This is a genomic window from Stenoxybacter acetivorans DSM 19021 (assembly GCF_000745895.1).
Classification (GTDB): Bacteria; Pseudomonadota; Gammaproteobacteria; order Burkholderiales; family Neisseriaceae; genus Stenoxybacter; species Stenoxybacter acetivorans.
Genome location: NZ_JQKE01000004.1, coordinates 1 through 18,482, shown reverse-complemented (window position 1 = coordinate 18,482; position 18,482 = coordinate 1). Strand labels below are relative to the sequence as shown.

Sequence of the window (18,482 nt, the reverse complement as noted above, 5' to 3'; positions counted from 1 at the left end):
CGCATGCAAACCGCTTACACCACCATTTGTGCCGATGCGGCAGCTGAATTTAAAGACAAAGGCAGCCGTTTCTTGGCGTTTGCATACCCCATCGGCGATGAAGATGATGTGAAAACACGGGTACAAGCCTTGCAAAAGGAACACCACAAAGCCGTGCATTGGTGCTATGCCTATCGGCTGGGTGTTCGCGGCACCCGTTTTCGGGCAAACGACGACGGCGAACCGTCGGGCAGTGCGGGCAGACCGATTTTGGGGCAAATTGATTCGGCAGATTTAACCGATGTTTTGGTGGTGGTGGTGCGTTATTTCGGCGGTGTATTATTGGGTGTGCCGGGTTTGATTCACGCCTATAAAACCGCCGCCGCCCTTGCGCTTGCCAATGCACCGAAAATTGAAAAAGAAATCCAAAAAATGGTTCACCTGCGCTGTGAATATCCGCATTTAAGTGAAGCACTGCGTTTAGTCAAACAACACGGCGCAACCGTTGTATCGCAGGATTTGCAAATGGATTGCTGCCTGAAAGTCAATATTCCGCTGGCGCACTATGCCGCCTGCTTATCAGCATGGCAGCAAACCCGCGCCATGATCATCACCGAAGAAGATGAATGCTGACCCAGCAGGAAAGTCATTCACCCAGCTGCCCCAAACTCACCCGCTCTAAACCTGCCAAATCGCGTTCGGTTTCAATATGGATAAATCCATACCGATTCAAAATCGCCCTGACATCTTCGCCTTGATTGAATCCATGTTCCAGCAACAGCCAGCCGCCTTTTTTTAAATACAGCGGTGCGTCTTTGGCAATGCGTTCAATCGCACTTAAGCCATTGGCAAAATCCGTGAGTGCGCCCTGCGGCTCAAAACGCAAATCGCCCTGCCTCAAATGCGCATCGTTCACTTCAATATAGGGCGGATTAGAAACCAAAACATCAACCGATTGCGGCTTGGGCGCAACATCAAACCAATCACCTTGAATAAATCGCACCCGCGCATTCATTTGCGCCGCATTATCAGCAGCTACCTGCAAAGCCGCTTCGCTGATGTCGCTTGCCCACACCGCTGCATCTGTCCGCTCGCACGCCAGCGTTACCGCTATCGCCCCGCTGCCTGTTCCCAAATCCCAAATCAGCCCGTTTTTCGGTAATTTTTTTATTGCCGCTTCTACCAGATGCTCCGTTTCCGGCCGCGGTATCAACACGGCGGGAGACACCCGAAACACGCGCCCGTAAAATTCGCGTTCACCCAAAATATAAGCCATGGGTTCACCCAGAATACGCCGCTCTTTTGCTTGGTTTAAGCACATCAATAGGTTTTCAGGCAGCCTGAAATCACTTTGTGTAATCAATTGTACATGACTGAACCCGCCGATATGCCTCAGCAGTATATGCGCTTCCAAACGCGGTAAACCACTCTGGCGTATCCAATCGCCAAGGCAAACAAAACTGTTCATCAGAAAACCATAACGGTATTTTTCAATTGCTTTTGCATCAATGGTTAAGCCAATGGTTTCAGTAAATCGTCGAATGCCTTAACAAACAGTGCCAATCCATCTTGCTGTAAACGCAATGCCAGTGCTTCCGCATCAATTCCCAAATCCGCCAATTCGGTTAATACATCTTGAGCTTCATCACTGTTTTTCGTTAAGGTTGATGCAGCAATACCATGATCAACAAAGGCAGCTAAAGTCGCATCAGGTACAGTATTGACGGTATGTTCACCAATCAGATTTTCAACATACAGCACATCAGAATAAGCGGGATTTTTTGTGCCGGTAGATGCCCACAACAAACGCATGGGAGCGGCATTTTGCACACCGAATGCCGCAAAATCTGCACCGCCGAAAAATGCCTGCCAATCACGATATGCGGTTTTGGCTAGCGCAATGGCGATTTTTCCCTGCAAATGTTCAGGAAGCGTGCTGTCTAAAGCCGTATCAATGCGCGACAAGAAAAAACTCGCCACGGTTTGAATACCGCAAATCGGCAGCCCTTTATCCAGACGGCGGCTCAAGCCCGCACAATAAGCGAAGTACGCACGCATCACTTGCTGCCGCGAAAACAATAAAGTGAGATTGACATGAATGCCTTCGGCAACCAGTTCGGTTAAAGCAATCAAGCCGGCATCGGTGGCGGGTACTTTAATCATCAGATTGGCACGATTGACGGCGGCAAACAACCGTTTCGCTTCGGCAACGGTGGCGTCTGCTTTGTCTGCCAAATCAGGAGCCACTTCCAAGCTCACCAAGCCGCTCACGCCGCCACTGCGCTCATATTCAGGCAAACACACATCACAGGCTGCCTGAACATCAAACACCGCCAGCTCTTCATAACGCTGCTTGGCACTCATGGGCTGCTGCTTTAACCGCGCCACATCATCGGCATAGCGTGCGTCTTGTGCAAATGCTTTTTGAAAAATTGCCGGATTAGACGTTACACCGCACACGCCCTGTGCCAGCCATTGCGCCAGCTCGCCTGATTGAATCAGAGACCGCGATAAATTATCCAGCCAAACTTGCTGCCCCAATGTTTTTACCGTTTGCAATACACTCATTTTATTTCCTTAACTATTCAGCACGAATTTCAGCACAAATATCGCCATTTATTGTCTGCACCGCTGTTAAAAGACGGGTAAAGGCAGCTTTCGCACATTGATTTACTCTTCTTCGTCCCCCACGCGCACACTGTGATCCACCAAGCCCGGCGCAATAAACGCCGCTGCCGATGAAGATTTCTTGCCTGCACTGAGGCGTTCCAAATACGCATCATCAACATCACCCGTGATGTAACAGCCGCTGAAACAAGACGTATCAAAACCCTCAATGCGCGGATTGAGTTCGCGCACCACCTGTTCCAAATCCGCCAAATCCTGAAACACCACACCGTCTGCACCAATTTCCGCCGCCACTTCGGCAGGAATGCGGTTATTGGAAATCAATTCTTCGCGTGTGGGCATATCAATCCCATAGACATTCGGAAAACGCACGGCAGGCGCAGCAGACGCAAAATAAACTTTGCGCGCACCCGATTGGCGCGCCATTTCCACAATTTCACGGCTGGTGGTGCCGCGCACAATGGAATCGTCCACCAGCAGCACACTTTTACCCGCAAACTCATAGCCCATTGGATTGAGCTTTTGGCGCACTGATTTTTTACGCACCGCCTGCCCGGGCATAATAAAGGTGCGCCCGATGTAGCGGTTTTTAAACAAACCCTCACGATAAGGTTTACCCAAGTGTTGCGCCAGCTCCATAGCACTGGGGCGGCTGGTATCGGGAACAGGCATCACCACATCAATGTCATCTAAATTCAACTCACGCCGCACCTTTTCAGCCAGCGTGATGCCCATATTCAAACGCGCCTGATACACAGACACACCGTCCAGCACAGAATCCGGGCGTGCAAAATACACATATTCAAACAAACAAGGATTCAGCTGCGTGGTTTCAGCACATTGGCGGGCGTGTAACTGCCTGTCCATGCTGATAAATACCGCTTCTCCGGGTGCAATATCGCGCACATAATCATAGCCCAGACTCGGAAACGCCACCGATTCCGAAGCCACAATATAATCCGTGTATCCGTTTTCTTCTTTTTTGCCCAAACACAAGGGGCGGATACCAAACGGATCGCGAAACGCCAATAAACCATAACCCGCAATCAACGCCACCACACCATACGCACCGCGTATGCGCCGATGGACATCAGCAACCGCATCAAAAATATTGTCCACACGCAGCTGCGCTTGTTTGCCAACCTGGTTTTCCAGCTCACACGCAAATACATTCAGCAACACTTCGGAATCAGAACGGGTATTGATATGACGCAAATCAGTAAAGCAGACGTTTTGATACAACTCATCGGTATTGGTCAGATTGCCGTTGTGTGCCAACACAATACCAAACGGCGAATTCACATAAAAAGGCTGTGCCTCGGCATTGCTGCCGGCATTGCCCGCCGTGGGATAGCGCACATGGGCAATACCGATATTGCCGTGCAAATCACGCATATTGCGGGTGCGAAACACATCGCGCACCATGCCTTTGCCCTTGTGCATATGAAACATTTGCCCCTGTGCGGTAACAATTCCCGCCGCATCTTGCCCACGATGCTGCAACATCTGCAAACCATCGTACAACAACTGATTCACGGGCTCATGCCCAACCACACCCAAAACACCACACATATACCAACTCCACAACCAAAGTGATTACAAATAATAGATTACGTTAATTTTTCAATAATTTAACAAAAGACAGGCTGCCTGAATCAAACAACACTTTCAGTTATTTCAGGCAGCTGTTGATTTTGACAACCGCTTTATCAGGTCATTTTTTAAGCGGTTACTTTCAATTCTGATAACACTTATTCCCTCGCGGAAAAATCACGCCTGATGTCCGCCCTGCTCAATGATTCCGAATATCGGCGGCGATTGATAATAACATTGGCAGCCACAGTTCTTTTTTTGCTGAAAATCTTTGAAATCATACCTGATTTCAAATGTGATATAAAGGCGATATAAAGGCAGATGCTTGAAATTCAATCATGCCGCAAAATATCCGCTCACCGCCCACCGCAGCGATATCGCCAACCGCTTTAACTGCTATACTTCCATCAACACATTATTTCATTAAAACATCTTTGACCTGTGGTTTTTGTCATGGTTTTGTCATGATACTCAAATACAATTCCCACTATTTATTAACTTACTGATTGAATGCTAATTTTATGTCAAAACATACCTCTACCCAGTTTCACCAAGAGCTGGAAAATGTGCGCACACACGTGATGCAAATGGGCGGTTTGGTTGAAAGACAAGTCAGCGTCATACAACAAGCCTTGTCCGCCATGGCAATGGATACCTTGCAAACGGTGATTGAATCGGACAAAGAAATCAATGAGATGGAATTGCTGATTGATGACGAATGCCAAAGCATCATCGCACGCCGCCAGCCCACCGCCGGGGATTTGCGTTTGATACTGGCAGTAAGCCGCATCACCATTGATTTGGAGCGCATCGGCGATGAAGTCAAAAAAGCGGCACTGATTGCACATGATTTACTGAATCAGGAGCGTGTGCTGACCGCTAATTTTTATCATTTCAACCGCATGTGCCACCATGCCGGCAATATGCTGCATCAAGCCTTAGATGCGTTCGCCCGCATTGATGCCGCAACATTATTGAGTTTATTGAATGCAGACCGTGAATTAGACCACGACTACCGCAGCCAAATCCGCAATTTAATCAGCCACATGACCGAAGACGCGCGCAACATCAGCACCGGTATTGAATTGATGTCCATGAACCGTGCGGTAGAGCGCATTGGTGATCACGCCGTGAATATTGCCGAACACGTGGTGTATTTGGCAAAAGGCATCGATGTGCGCCATACACCGGAAGAAAAAGTAGAAGAAGCATTGAATCAAGAAAATTAAGATTAAATCAACAAAATCAATCAAGCCATTTTTGTTTACACAAAAATGGCTTGATTTTTTGGTGCTGTTTGCTCAATTATTCAGCCAGGGCATTTAGTTCACTTTGACCAAAGTGTGTTCAAACAACCTTAATCATGTATCGGAACTTGCACCTGCATCATCTCACCTGAATTCGCATCAATAAGCTCTAGCATTGCACCATCTGCTGTGCTGTTAATGGATTGAATGATTAAATCGATCTCATGAATCGCGGGACTGATGTTTGAAACAGTCATTCTCCTTTGCCACATTTGTTTAAAATCACCGAGTGATCGTTTATGAATATTGAATATATATTGCCCTTCCTTGTATGGTTTTTCATAAACCTGATAGATATAGACAAACTCGCCCTCACATACCGCTCTCTGTATTCCATCATAACTTCTACCCAAATAATACGCTTTATCCCTTACTTGAAATGGATTTCCATCTGTATCTATTTTTGAATCGTAAGGAATACGTCCCCAACCAATATCATCGGGACAATGAATATTATTTTCCAATCTACCAATTGGCATGCCTTGAGTGCGCTTAACAATAACACCCTCAATCTCAGAATATTTATTTTCTTGCTTTTGTTGTGCTGTATTCTGAATACCGTCAAGCCCCAATGCTTGCGTGAGAATCAGTCTTGGCTGCTCATCTGCTCTTGAAAAAGTATCATAATCAGGACAGTAAGTACCAGAACCATCATTAACATTTTTCCATGTTTGTTCAAACACTGTGCGTCTGGTCTCGGCTTCCACCAGTCTTACGGTAATCCCATCTTTCGGTCTTTCCGTTACATAAAGAAAAGCAGCTGCTTTACCTACGGAGGGAACGGAAACCAACCCGCCACTTGGTGAATTTGCATCATAGGTGAAATCTCGTCCATCAACACGTATGCTTTGAATACCATAACTCAGTAAATCTTTTATTTGAGCAAATGGATACCTCGCCATTGTTAAATTTTCACCCAGCACCAATTTTATCGGCCCTGATATATTTTGAATTGGCTGAGGAACGGTTATTCGCGCACTGCACACTTTGCCGCGCTTGAAAGCAACATGGCTAAGTCTTTGCTTTTCCTCCGGATTAGCTATCAATCGATCATGAACAGCGAAATAAATCGTTGTGCCGATCATAATAAACAGCAGACATAAACCCAAGCACAAAAAGCCGGAGAAAGTTTTTTTAATCCCCCTTGTGTTTTTTTGCAATGGCTTATTATTTTCACTTTGCTGCACCCCCACAGCCACAAACATCAAGCAGATAGACAAAAACCAAAAAACAACGCCCAAACCATATCCATAAATTGTTGCATATGATCCCACTCCATTGGCTAAATAACGGGTAATACGAAAAGTATCCAATGACAACAGAACCGTAATGACTGCCGCATTAGTGGGCACTTTCTTTGAAAATAAACGCTTAATACAATAGAAAAAAAAGATATTGGCAAGCCAGGCAAAATTACCCATTAATAAGGAAAACCAGCCCATTAATAATATGGCAAGACCAATCAAATAGTCTTCTGTTGAATAGGTAACCAAACAAGGTAACGCCAAGGCGCAACACCAAATAACAAGAGCCAATACGCTCAATTGTCTTGCGGATATTTTACGAATAAAAGACATTGGCAGACTCCTGTTAATTGCAAGAATTAGCAAGGTGCTCCGAAAATTTGACAGCTAAAATGGAGCAGTCCCAAAACCACATCAACAAAATTTTGCAGATACAGCTGAACAACTGCATTTTCAAAATTCTACAATACCATCGCAGTGCGGAGAAAAGCGGTGCGAAAATCCGAAACAATCAAGCTCTGCGATAGAAACCGAACTGCCGCAATTCACTCACAATAACAAGTATTTTAATTTTGAGCCAAAACCCTATCCATGTGCAAAAGATAGCTGTTTAGTGAATATTATTGATTTTGGCAATGAACATGAAATTCAGTTTCCTTAGAACCTATGTTCAATAATATTTAAGAACCAATATTCAAAAAATTCTTAATAAAATCATATGGCGTATAATTAGCAGATAAACCAAGATAGTAGGTAATCCTTTATGTACCCGAGTGATTTGACAGATAGCCAATGGGCGATGATTGAGTCATTTTTTGACATCATATGATTTTATTAAGAATTTTTTTGAACATGGGTTCTTAATGTATATTTCAAATTTTCTTTCCAAATATCTTTAAGCAACCAAGAACTTAATCAAGGCTGCCTGAAATTCTAAAATACACTGTTCACTTTCAACTTACTTAGCCCGAATCTGAATAAACGCCTGCTCTTGCAATCGCTGTAATAATTGACTATACAAAGCACTGCGTTTCTCTTTCACCAATACTTCACGCATACCATTAAACTGCCGCTCTTCCGGCGTATTCATGTCTTGGATTTCAACCAATTTGATGATGTGCCAGCCAAATTGACTGCGCACAGGTTGGCTGATTTGTCCGGGTTCTAAGGCTTTGAATGCCGCTTCAAACGGACGCACGGTTTGCCCTTCACTCAGCCAGCCCAAATCACCGCCTTGCGAGGCACTGCCGTCTTGTGAATATTGCGATGCCAATTGTGCAAATGAAGTACCGGTACGTGCCAGCTCATAGATTTGCCGCGCCAGCTTGCGGGTGTCTTCCGTATCGTCTTTAATCAAAATATGCTGTACATGATAAGTGTGTGATTCAACGGGCGGCGGCAATGGTTTGCCTTCTCTTTGGGCGCGCTGAATTGCTTCTGCCACTTCTTCATCACTCACCTGCCCTTTGCTCATTACTTCGCTTTGCACCACTTGATAAGCCAGCAATTGTTTGCGGACAGTGCGCCGCAAAGTATCTCGGTTAACGCCCTCTTTGGCGATTTGCCGATAGAGCGCGTCCACCGTCATTTTTTGTGTTTTCGCCACATGAGCCAGCTCATCATCAATGTCTGCCTCACTGATTTGAATGCCCGCCCGTTCACCCGCCTGAGTCAACAAACTTTGGTTGATTAAATTAAGCAAGGCTTCTTTGCGGATTCGATCACGATCATCGCTTTGCTGATTATTCGGCGCGGCATTGCGGTTTAATTGAGTAACGGCATTGTCCCAATCGCGCTGAGTAATGGCTTCGTTGTCCACCACTGCCGCAATACTGTCCACGCTCTGAATACCCGCCGCCAAGGCTGCCTGAAAACCCAGTAATAATATGCCCAAAGCCCACAAATTTTGCTTGATGTGTTTCATACTACCCTTTACCTCATATTATAAATATTGCTGTAGCCCGGTATCGCCGTGCGCAACTGTGTGAACGGATTATTACCGACACTGGTTAAATCACGCAATTGCAATTGGATAAAAACCGCATTTTTACTGTGATTTACTTCATTAACATAACGCTGCCCCACCACGCTGACACTCCAGCAACGGCAAGGACTTTGGTATTCCAAACCCAGCAATTGATTAAGGGCTTTGCTGTGGCTGAAATCATAGTTATACCGCGCCACAACAGAATAGCGATTTTTAATCGGCCACTGCAAAGCAGCATCAATTTGTTGGGTTTTGCCGTAATGCGCGTCATACAATTCCTCGTACCGCCCATACCGATAGCGCACCGAAATTGTTTTGCCGATTTCGGGCTGATAACGCACACCCAAATCAGCGCGATCGGTTTTATTCAAATTTTCATTGTAATGCCAATGGGTTTCCAAGAAAATTTGATTGTTCAGATTGGCGCGGGCAAACATCAAAATATCAGAGCGATCCCGTTCATTTTTTTGCAAAGAGCCGTCTAACAAAACACTGTCTTTATTAAAATACCATTTCTGACCAATACCCGCGCTGAACCGCTCCGCGCCGTTTTTATCATCATACACCCGCGTTTGCAAAGCAGTTGTTAAGGAATTGGCGGCATTGATTCGGTCTTGCCCTGAATACCTGTTTTCACGAAACAATTGTTCGTAAGACCAGCTGTTTTCCGACGCATCAAACAAGGGCAAGTCATTTTGTTCACGCCCCGGAATATATGTGTAAAACAACCGCGGTTCTAAAGTTTGGGTAAACCCATGCCCGCGAATCTGCCACGGACGCTCAAATACCACGCCGCTGTCCACGCTCACAATGGGCAAAACTCGGTTTAAGCTGCGCTGTTTTTCTTGTTTAAACGTGTCCAAATCATAGTGCGTAACGTGTACGCCCACTTTCGGACGAATAAAACCCCAGCTGTTGTGATAATCGGCGGCAACGCTCGGATAAAGCACCGCACGGCTACCTTCTTGTTTGCTGTCGTGCGTAAAGCGAGTGGCTTGCGCGAATACATTAATATTGTAATTGTTACCGAGATAACGATTCCAATTGCTCGACAACCGCGGCATCAGCGCATAAGGTGCATTTTTATAGCCGCTTTCCGAAGCAAGGGTTTGGTATTTTTGAAAAGTAAAATAATTACTCAATCTGCCGCCCCAAGCATTGGTTTCTTGGTTCAGCCAGATTTGCCGATTGAGATTGACATCATTGCTGCCGATACCGCCCCAAAAATCGCGGTCATAATCGTCATCGGATACTTGGTGGAAATCAATGCCGACTTTGCCGTCGCCACCGATCTGATGACTGTGCACCCAGTCTATTTCATAACGATTGTTGTAGCGGCTTTTGCGGTCATCAGGCAGCCACGCTCCTTGCACTTCACCTTGAAAAGCCGGCTCAAGATAACGCACCTCACCGCCCAATTGTAAACCGCGCCGACTGATGTAATGCGGGCGAATAGTGGCATCATAATTGGGGGCAAGATTCAGATAATACGGCGCAGTCAATTCAAAGCCGTCAGAACCGATTTTAACCGTGGGTGTGAGCAAACCGCTTTTACGTTCACCATTAAGCGGAAAATCAATCCACGGCGTATAGAGCAGCGGCACACCGCCGAACACAAACCGAGCATCACGCGCCACTCCGATATTTTGCTCATAATCCGCGTCCATGCTTTTGGCGGCAATATACCAGCTGTTATCGCCCGCTTGACAGGTATTGAATTTAACATCTTCCAAACGGTATCGTTGTTTGCCCGCCATCAGCACCACACCACCCTCGCCTTGCAAACGCCGTTGTGCCGTTTGTGATTCAAAACGGGCTTTTTCAGCGCGCCCATGTTCGGTATCGAGGTTGTAATTCAAAGTTTCACCCGCCACCGTACTGCGCCCGTCGTTCAACACAAACGCATCACCCGCACGCACATCTTGTGTGATTTGATCGTAATCTATCCAATCGGCATTTAAAATTTGCGTGTTGCGCTCAACAATCACATCACCCTCAGCGCGCACGCGCACCTGTGATTGCCCTTCCACCTTATCCGCCACCACGCGCACGGCATCGGTTGGCAAAGCCGCCTCACCGCTGCCTGAGATATTCGGCAACGGCGAAGCGGCAGATGCTTGGCAAACCGCATCATCAGTATTCGTTTTTTCAGGCAGCCTTACAGTCCCTTCCGCCCAAACCGATGCGGAAAACACCACAAACACGGCTGCCAATGCCGAAACCAGCGGCTTTTGTGAAAACAATGGCTTCAAATTATCACCCAAGCTCAATTTGCCCGTTAAAATAGCGCGTATTCTAACCCGAAAAAACATTATGCAACGCGAAACCGAATTAAAAAACTGGCTTGCCCAACGCTATCCGGAACAAACCTTTAAACTGAATTTTGCCGCCGCCGATGCGGATTTCCGCCGTTATTTCCGTGCTGTTTTTGCCGACGGCAATACCGTGATTTGCATGGACGCACCGCCCGACAAAATGAGCATTGTCCCCTATATCCGTGTACAGCAATTGTTTCACATGGTAAATGTACCCAAAATTTACCACGCCGATGCAGAACACGGCTTTATGGCATTAAGCGACTTGGGCAGCACACCTTATTTGGCGGCACTTCAGCACGACAGCCGCCTCGAAGTGCACAAAGCCTTATTGCTGGAAGCCATTGATGAATTGATTGTTTTACAGCAAGCCAGCGAACCGGACAGGCTGCCTGAATACGATGAAACAGTATTGCGGCGCGAAATGCAATTGTTTCCGGAATGGTTTGTTGCCAAAGAATTGGGCAAATCATTCACATTGAAGCAGCAGCAAAGCTGGCAGCAAACACTCAATGCCTTATTACCCGTTATTACCGCACAAGCCAAAGTATATGTTCACCGCGATTTTATCGTGCGCAACCTAATGCTCACCCGCGAACGACCCGGCATTCTGGATTTTCAAGACGCACTGTACGGGCCGATTACCTATGACTTGGTATCCCTTTTGCGCGATGCTTTTCTGGAATGGGAAGAAGAATTTGTCTTGGATTTGGTGATACGCTATTGGGAAAAAGCCCGTGCCGCCAAACTGCCCGTCCCTGCCGATTTTGACGCGTTTTACCGCGATTTTGAATTAATGGGCGTACAGCGTCATTTAAAAGTTGCCGGTATCTTTGCCCGCTTGCACCACCGCGACGGAAAAAGCAAATACCGCAGCGAAATATCGCGTTTTCTCAATTATTTACGCCGCGCCGCCCGACGCTATACCGCGCTTGCGCCGTTGTATGGTTTATTGGTTGAATTGGTGGGTGATGAAGAATTGCAAAGCGGATTTACGTTTTAGCGGTGTCATGATTATTGTGTCATTGAAAATTCATTACCGCATAAACGGAACAAGCGTATGATGCTACGCACACAAGTACATTTTGTACCTGTCTGCAATACTGTTGCTGTAATCGGTATTTTTTACCCATTTCGCAAAACCCATTGCCAATGGTTCTGAACACAGCGCAAACCGCAATAAACCCGATGCAATTCTGTGTTTTCGTGCCGAATTCAGAATGTGTTTTTTATTTGGTTTTATATTTTGAATCGGCGTATTTTTCGGGTTGAGCGTCATATTGGCAATTAAGTTTGGCGAACACCAAAGGAGTCAATTATGAAAGCCATGGTTTATCACGGTCCCGGTTCTGTTCGTTACCAAGAAGCAGACAAACCCAAAATTGAGCAAGCCACCGATGCAGTGGTGAAAATTCTCAAGACCACCATCTGCGGCACTGATTTGCACATTCTCAAAGGCGATACGCCCGAAGTACCCGCAGGCTTAACCTTGGGACACGAAGGTGTCGGTATTGTTGAAGAAGTTGGTTCGTCTGTTAAAAACATCAAAAAAGGCGATAAAGTTCTTATTTCCTGCATCACCTCCTGTGGCGGCTGCCGTTACTGCAAACGCAGCTTGCCCGCACACTGTGAAGACGGCGGCTGGCTGCTGGGGCATTTAATCAACGGCACCCAAGCCGAATACGTGCGCACCCCGCACGCAGACAACAGCTTGTTTGTATTGCCGCCAAGCGTTGATGAAGAAGCCGCCGTGATGCTCAGTGACATTCTGCCCACCGGTCTTGAAATCGGCGTATTAAACGGCAAAGTTCAGCCCGGTCAAATCATTGCCATTGTCGGCGCCGGTCCTGTCGGCATGGCAGCATTGCTTACCGCACAATTCTACTCGCCCGCCGTCATCATCATGATCGACAACGACGATGAACGCTTGGCAATGGCAACGCAATTCGGTGCCACACACACCATCAACCCATCACGCGAAAATGTTCAAAAAGCGATTTTCGCATTAACCAATAACGACGGCGTTGATGTTGCCATTGAATGCGTTGGCATTCCCGCCACTTTCCAAGCGTGCCAAGACATCGTCGCCAAAGGCGGCATCATCGCCAACGTCGGCGTTCACGGCAAACCCGTTGACCTGCACTTGGAACAGCTGTGGATTAAAAACATCAGCATCACCACAGGCTTGGTTAATACCACCAGCACCCCCATGCTGCTGAACGTTTTAAAAAGCCAAAAAATCCAACCGCAAAAACTGGTTACCCACCGTTTCAGCATGAATCAATTTGAACAAGCCTATAAAGTATTCAGCAACGCCGCTGCCGAAAAAGCCATGAAAGTGATTATCTCAGCAGATTAAATAAAAAACCGAATACCAAACAACAGGCTGCCTGAAACCGTTTTCAGGCAGCCTTTATACTTGTCTTACAGCGAAACAACTATTTTCTGCACATGGATTGTGCCTGGATTGTACATGGATACGGCTTTCCATTCCGCTTTCTGCTATATGGAGCTTGATTGTTTCGGATTGGCGTGTAATGAAAAAAGTCGTTTGGTTGTAAGTACATCATCTGCGAATATTTTTTCATAAAATTTCAGGCAGCCACCGATAGATAATCATAGGCTGCCTGAAAAAAGCCCTGCTTCTGCCGCAATCAAATGCAGCAATCAAAGTGTGCAGTCAGCCTAAAAAATCAGTTCATGCACTTGCCAATCGGCTGCCTGAATAAAAGCTGACAACACACTTTGATAAAACGCTTATAAAGCGTTTATAAAATTCCAGCCGTTTGCATCAGCTGATTCATCTGATTCAACTCATCAAACACCGTCATTGATTGCGGCTGCGGGTCAGTAGCAACGAGGTATTGGCTGAAATCTATGTTTTCCAACACCGCATCTTTTAATTCAATACGCTCGATTTTGTATCGAGGATTATCATTCAATTGACCGGCAATCTGCACGCTATTCTCACCGTCTTGAGTGTAAAGCATCAATTGACCGTAATTTTTATCAAACAACAAATCCGCCAGACTTAAATCAGTGAAACGCAAAGTATCAGCCCCGCCCATATCGGTAACAATGTCTTGACCGAATAAGCCACTGAAAACATAGCAATCATCACCATCTCCGCCCACTAAGCCATCGTTGCCAATGCCGCCGTCCAAGATGTCGTTGCCGTCATCTCCCGATAAATTATCATTGCCGGCTTCACCATACAGTACATCATTGAAACTGTCGCCAGTAACCCAGTCATCACCGTTGCCGCCGTATAAATTCAAGGGGTATCCCACCAAAGGAAAGCCGGCACTGAGCCAATCGCTGTTGTCGCTGCCGTGCATGGTAAAACCGATGGTTTGGAAGTCGCTCAAAGTGAGGGTTTGGTCGGCAAACACAAAGGTATCAACCAAGCCGTATTCTTTGGAGAAAAACTGACGTATTTCAATTTGATCACCCGCTTGATAACCACTCAAAATCAAACTGCGTGTATCCGTTATTTGAAACAATACTTCACTGAAGGAAACATCGGTGAAGCGAATGGTGTTGGCAACGTTGTATTCATATTCACAAATCGCATCTTGACCATGCCCCTTACTGAATTCATAAATATCGCGTCCCTCATCTCCGCCCAAAAGGTCATCACCTGCGCCGCCGATTAGCAAGTCCTCGCCATCACCTGCCCAGATGCGATCATTACCATCGCCGCCGCTGATGATGTCTGAATACGCTGAACCGTTGATGCTGTCATTACCGCCGCGTCCATCAATATGAATGGCTGTGGTGTGGTCGTCTAAGTATAAGAAATCTTGTTGTTCTGTACCGATAACCACGGTGTACGGGGCTGATTGAACAGCCAGCGTAAACGTTTGTGAAATGCTTGCACCGTATGGGTCGGCGGCAGTCATGACGATGCTGTAATTACCGAGGCTGCCTGAAGGGGCTGTGCCGCTGAAGGTTTGGGTGTCGGGATTGAATTGCAGCCATTCTGGCAGGGCTTCGCCGTTTTCCAAGGTGGCGGTTAGATTGAGTGTATCGCCATCGGCATCGGTAAATGCGGTTTCAGGCAGCTTGAATGTCCATTTGCTGTTTTCGGTAAGCGTTTGCGCATCAATCAGCGTGCCGACTATGGGAGCGTGGTTGCTTGGTTGAATGTTCAAAACAAACGTTTGCGCCGCTTGTTCGCCGCTCGGATCTATTGCCAATACTTCGATGTTCAGGCTGCCGACACTGCCTTTGGGTGGTGTGCCAACCAAGGTGTTTGTGGCTTCATCAAAGTGCAGCCACTCGGGTATGGTGTTGATGCGGTAAGTCAGAACATCACCGTCCGGGTCGGTAAAGGCAGTTTCAGGCAGCCTGAATGTCCATTCGCTGTTTTCGGTAAGCGTTTGTGCATCAATTGGTGTGCCGATTTCGGGGGCGTGGTTGCTTGATTGAATGTTCAAAACAAACGTTTGCGCCGCTTGTTCGCCGCTCGGATCAATTGCCAATACTTCGATGCTCAGACTGCCGACACTGCCTTGCGGCGGTGTACCAACCAAGGTATTTGTGGCTTCGTCAAAGCGCAGCCACGCGGGTATGGTGTTGATGCGGTAAGTCAGAACATCACCGTCTGGATCAGTAAAGGCATTTTCAGGCAGCCTGAATGTCCATTCATTGTTTTCGGTAAGCGTTTGTGCATCAATCAGCGTGCCGACTACGGGGGCGTGGTTGCTTGGTTGAATATTCAGAACAAACGTTTGCGCCGCTTGTTCGCCGCTCGGATCAATTGCCAAGACTTCAATGCTCAGGCTGCCGACACTGCCTTGCGGCGGCGTACCAACCAAAGTTTTGGTGGCTTCGTCAAAGTGCAGCCAATCGGGTATGGTGCCGATGCGGTAAGTCAGAACATCACCATCGGGGTCGGTAAACGCACTTTCAGGCAGCCTGAATGTCCATTCGCTGTTTTCGGTGATGGTTTGCGCATCAATCGGGATACCGACTACGGGGGCTTGGTTGTGGTTGCTTGGTTGAATGTTCAAAACAAACGTTTGCGCCGCTTGTTCACCGCTCGGATCAATTGCCAATACTTCGATGTTCAGGCTGCCGACACTGCCTTCCGGCGGCGTACCAACCAAAGTATTTGTGGCTTCGTCAAAGTGCAGCCAATCGGGTATGTTGTTGATGCGGTAAATCAGAACATCACCGTCTGGATCAGTAAAGGCGTTTTCAGGCAACTTGAACTGAAACACATTGCCGATTTGCGCGGTTTGCGCGGCAAGTGGTTCACCAACAACAGGCGGGGTGTTGATGGGTTTAGGATCTTCAGGATCAACAGGATCTACGCCGCCGTTGGAATCATTAATCAGCAACTCAAGTTTTACCCCAAACGGGTCAAAACCCGTTTGACTGCTCTGTTCAACAATAAATGCCGCAGCATCATCAGGCAGCAAAAAATAACCTTGAACAATCACTTGCTGTTGGGTATCTCTTTTGAGCTTTAATACCAAATCATCTTGGTTTCGGCGAAATTCAAAATCCGAAAATGCCGCATCAACCAAAAGCAACACATCGCCGGCTTCAAAATCGGTAATGGTCTGCACCCCCAAACCTTGGCGGAGCACTTGAAAAACATCATTGCCCGCACCGCCGGTATAAATACTGGTGCCACCACGAACCCACAGCGTATCGTTGCCGTTGCCGCCATTTAAAACATTGTTACCAGACCCTGCATCTAAATAATCATCGCCATCGCCGCCGCTCAAAACATCATTGCCCCCTGTTTCCGGCAGCTGGTCTGTGGGGAGAGCACTTAAATCACCCCACAAAAAGTCATTGCCGCTACCGCCATTCAGTGTATCGTTGCCGTCCTCTCCTGCCATGTGATCATCATCTGTGCCGCCGTCTATGACATCATCACCCAAACCGCCTACCAAAGTATCGTTGCCCGCTTCACCGTATAAACGATCATTGCCGTCGCCGATTAAATCAACATCGCCGCCGTCTAAATAGTCGTTTCCCGCACCGCCGTACAACGCATCACTGCCTTGTCCGCCCCACATTTGATCATTGCCGTCGCCGCCGTTTAAAACATCATCGTATTCATCGCTTTCAGGAATCACATCGCGCCCATCTCCATCTGAAAAATCGCCCCACATATAATCATCGCCGCTGCCGCCGTCCAAATAATCCTGTCCGCCGCTGCCAATTAAAGAATCAATATCCAAACCACCGTCTAAATGGTCATCACCGTAACCGCCAAATAACCAATCATTACCATCGCCGCCATACAAGCGATCATCACCCACCATGTCTTGATTGTGCTGATGTCCGGCAGCATAATCATCGCCCCATAATCGATCATCGCCCGTGCCGCCGGATAAGGTATCATTGCCTTGAGTGCCGTATAATTCATCATCACCCGCGCCGCCGTCCAAAACATCATCGTATTCATCGGCAACCGCAACCTGATCGTTCCCGATACCAAAGGAAAAATCACCGTACAGATAATCATCGTCGTTGCCGCCGATTAAATAATCGCGTCCGCCGCCGCCAAATAACTGATCATAGCCCTCGCCGCCGTCTAAAGTATCGTCGCCGAAACCGCCAAAGATTTCATCATCACCCGCTTCGCCGAATAAATAATCATTGCCGATTTGGGTTTGGTTTAATTCATGATTATCCTCGGAAGGATCGCTAAACACATCATAGCCCACGGAAGAATCACCAAAAAGCACATCATAGCCATCGCCGCCAAACAGCCAGTCATCACCGCCGTTGCCTGCCATATGGTCACTGCCGCTGCCGCCGCTTAAATAATCGTTGCCGTGATATTGAACCGCAACAATACCTTCTGAACCATCACCTTCCCAGGGCAATCGCATGAAAAATTTTCTCTCACCATTTTAATCAATTAAGCCATAGTGTATTATTTTCTATAAATTATTCTCATCAGAAAGAAACTCATCATAGAAAAAACAGATAATTTGTTGGATTTATTGGTAAAAATTAAAGATCCACGTGGAAAACACAAAATTGCTTACTCGTTGCCTGCCATTTTAACCATTGCCATATGTGCCTCGTTGGCAGGGGCGGATACTTTTGTTGAGATGGAGCAATGGGCAAAAGAAAAAATTGAATGGTTTCAGAAGCTAATTCCTTCCTTACCCTGTATTCCCTCACACGATACTTTTGGGCGAGTGTTTTCTCTCATTGACCCTGATGAATTTGAACAAGCATTCTACCGCTGGGTTCGAGGCGTATTGCCGATTTTTGCAGATAACGAAATTATTGCGATAGATGGCAAAACCAGTCGCCGTTCAGGCAAGGCAGATAAGAAGCCATTGCATCTGGTGTCTGCGTTTGCCGCTCAAGCTAATTTAGTACTGGGGCAACAAGCCACGGCTGAAAAATCCAATGAAAAAACCGCAATTCCCGAACTGTTATCCAGATTGGC

12 protein-coding genes are annotated in these 18,482 nt (G+C 46.9%); 5 read left to right on the top strand and 7 right to left on the bottom strand.

What is annotated here, in order from left to right; translation table 11 throughout:
• Positions 1–3 precede the first annotated feature (3 nt).
• Positions 4–612 (top strand): IMPACT family protein, encoded by a 609-nt coding sequence (locus tag Q384_RS00070; protein ID WP_156956373.1) that lies wholly within the window; start codon positions 4–6, stop codon positions 610–612.
• A gap of 13 nt (positions 613–625) precedes the next feature.
• Here the strand turns inward: Q384_RS00070 and prmC are convergent, their stop codons facing one another.
• From prmC to purF, 3 genes are all read right to left on the bottom strand, one after another.
• Entirely contained in the window at positions 626–1,447 is an 822-nt protein-coding gene (gene prmC / locus Q384_RS00065; RefSeq protein ID WP_037585189.1) for a peptide chain release factor N(5)-glutamine methyltransferase, read from the bottom strand.
• Between the two features lie 44 nt (positions 1,448–1,491).
• The gene (gene tal, locus Q384_RS00060) at positions 1,492–2,547 is read right to left on the bottom strand and encodes a transaldolase (protein ID WP_037585188.1); all 1,056 of its coding nucleotides are present in this window, start codon (positions 2,545–2,547) and stop codon (positions 1,492–1,494) included.
• A gap of 102 nt (positions 2,548–2,649) precedes the next feature.
• Positions 2,650–4,179: an amidophosphoribosyltransferase gene (gene purF, locus Q384_RS00055; protein ID WP_037585187.1), complete on the bottom strand. Its 1,530-nt coding sequence runs from the start codon at positions 4,177–4,179 to the stop codon at positions 2,650–2,652.
• 542 nt (positions 4,180–4,721) lie between these two features.
• Here purF and phoU point away from each other — a divergent pair.
• Positions 4,722–5,429 (top strand): phosphate signaling complex protein PhoU, encoded by a 708-nt coding sequence (gene phoU / locus Q384_RS00050; protein ID WP_037585186.1) that lies wholly within the window; start codon positions 4,722–4,724, stop codon positions 5,427–5,429.
• A 128-nt stretch (positions 5,430–5,557) separates the two neighbouring features.
• Here phoU and Q384_RS00045 read toward each other — a convergent pair whose 3' ends face one another.
• From Q384_RS00045 to Q384_RS00035, 3 genes are all read right to left on the bottom strand, one after another.
• Positions 5,558–7,084, bottom strand: a complete 1,527-nt coding sequence (locus Q384_RS00045; protein WP_037585185.1) for a hypothetical protein — start codon at positions 7,082–7,084, stop codon at positions 5,558–5,560.
• 625 nt (positions 7,085–7,709) lie between these two features.
• A complete protein-coding gene (locus Q384_RS00040; RefSeq protein WP_051940197.1) occupies positions 7,710–8,675 on the bottom strand; it encodes a peptidylprolyl isomerase in 966 nt (321 codons plus the stop codon).
• A gap of 8 nt (positions 8,676–8,683) precedes the next feature.
• On the bottom strand, positions 8,684–11,050 hold the full coding sequence (locus Q384_RS00035; protein ID WP_084224331.1) for an LPS-assembly protein LptD: 2,367 nt from the start codon (positions 11,048–11,050) through the stop codon (positions 8,684–8,686).
• Between the two features lies 1 nt (position 11,051).
• On the opposite strand from Q384_RS00035, the gene amgK reads away from it, so the two are divergent.
• Positions 11,052–12,056, top strand: coding sequence for an N-acetylmuramate/N-acetylglucosamine kinase AmgK (gene amgK, locus Q384_RS00030; RefSeq protein ID WP_037585184.1), 1,005 nt, complete (start codon positions 11,052–11,054; stop codon positions 12,054–12,056).
• 315 nt (positions 12,057–12,371) lie between these two features.
• Positions 12,372–13,412 carry a zinc-dependent alcohol dehydrogenase family protein gene (locus Q384_RS00020; protein ID WP_037585182.1) on the top strand — a complete coding sequence of 347 codons (1,041 nt, stop codon included), beginning with the start codon at positions 12,372–12,374 and terminating at the stop codon, positions 13,410–13,412.
• A 409-nt stretch (positions 13,413–13,821) separates the two neighbouring features.
• Here the strand turns inward: Q384_RS00020 and Q384_RS12465 are convergent, their stop codons facing one another.
• Positions 13,822–17,910 carry a putative Ig domain-containing protein gene (locus tag Q384_RS12465; protein ID WP_051940195.1) on the bottom strand — a complete coding sequence of 1,363 codons (4,089 nt, stop codon included), beginning with the start codon at positions 17,908–17,910 and terminating at the stop codon, positions 13,822–13,824.
• Positions 17,911–18,015: 105 nt separating this feature from the next.
• Here Q384_RS12465 and Q384_RS00005 point away from each other — a divergent pair.
• A partial coding sequence (locus Q384_RS00005; RefSeq protein ID WP_156956368.1) for an ISAs1 family transposase occupies positions 18,016–18,482 on the top strand: 467 nt, incomplete at its 3' end.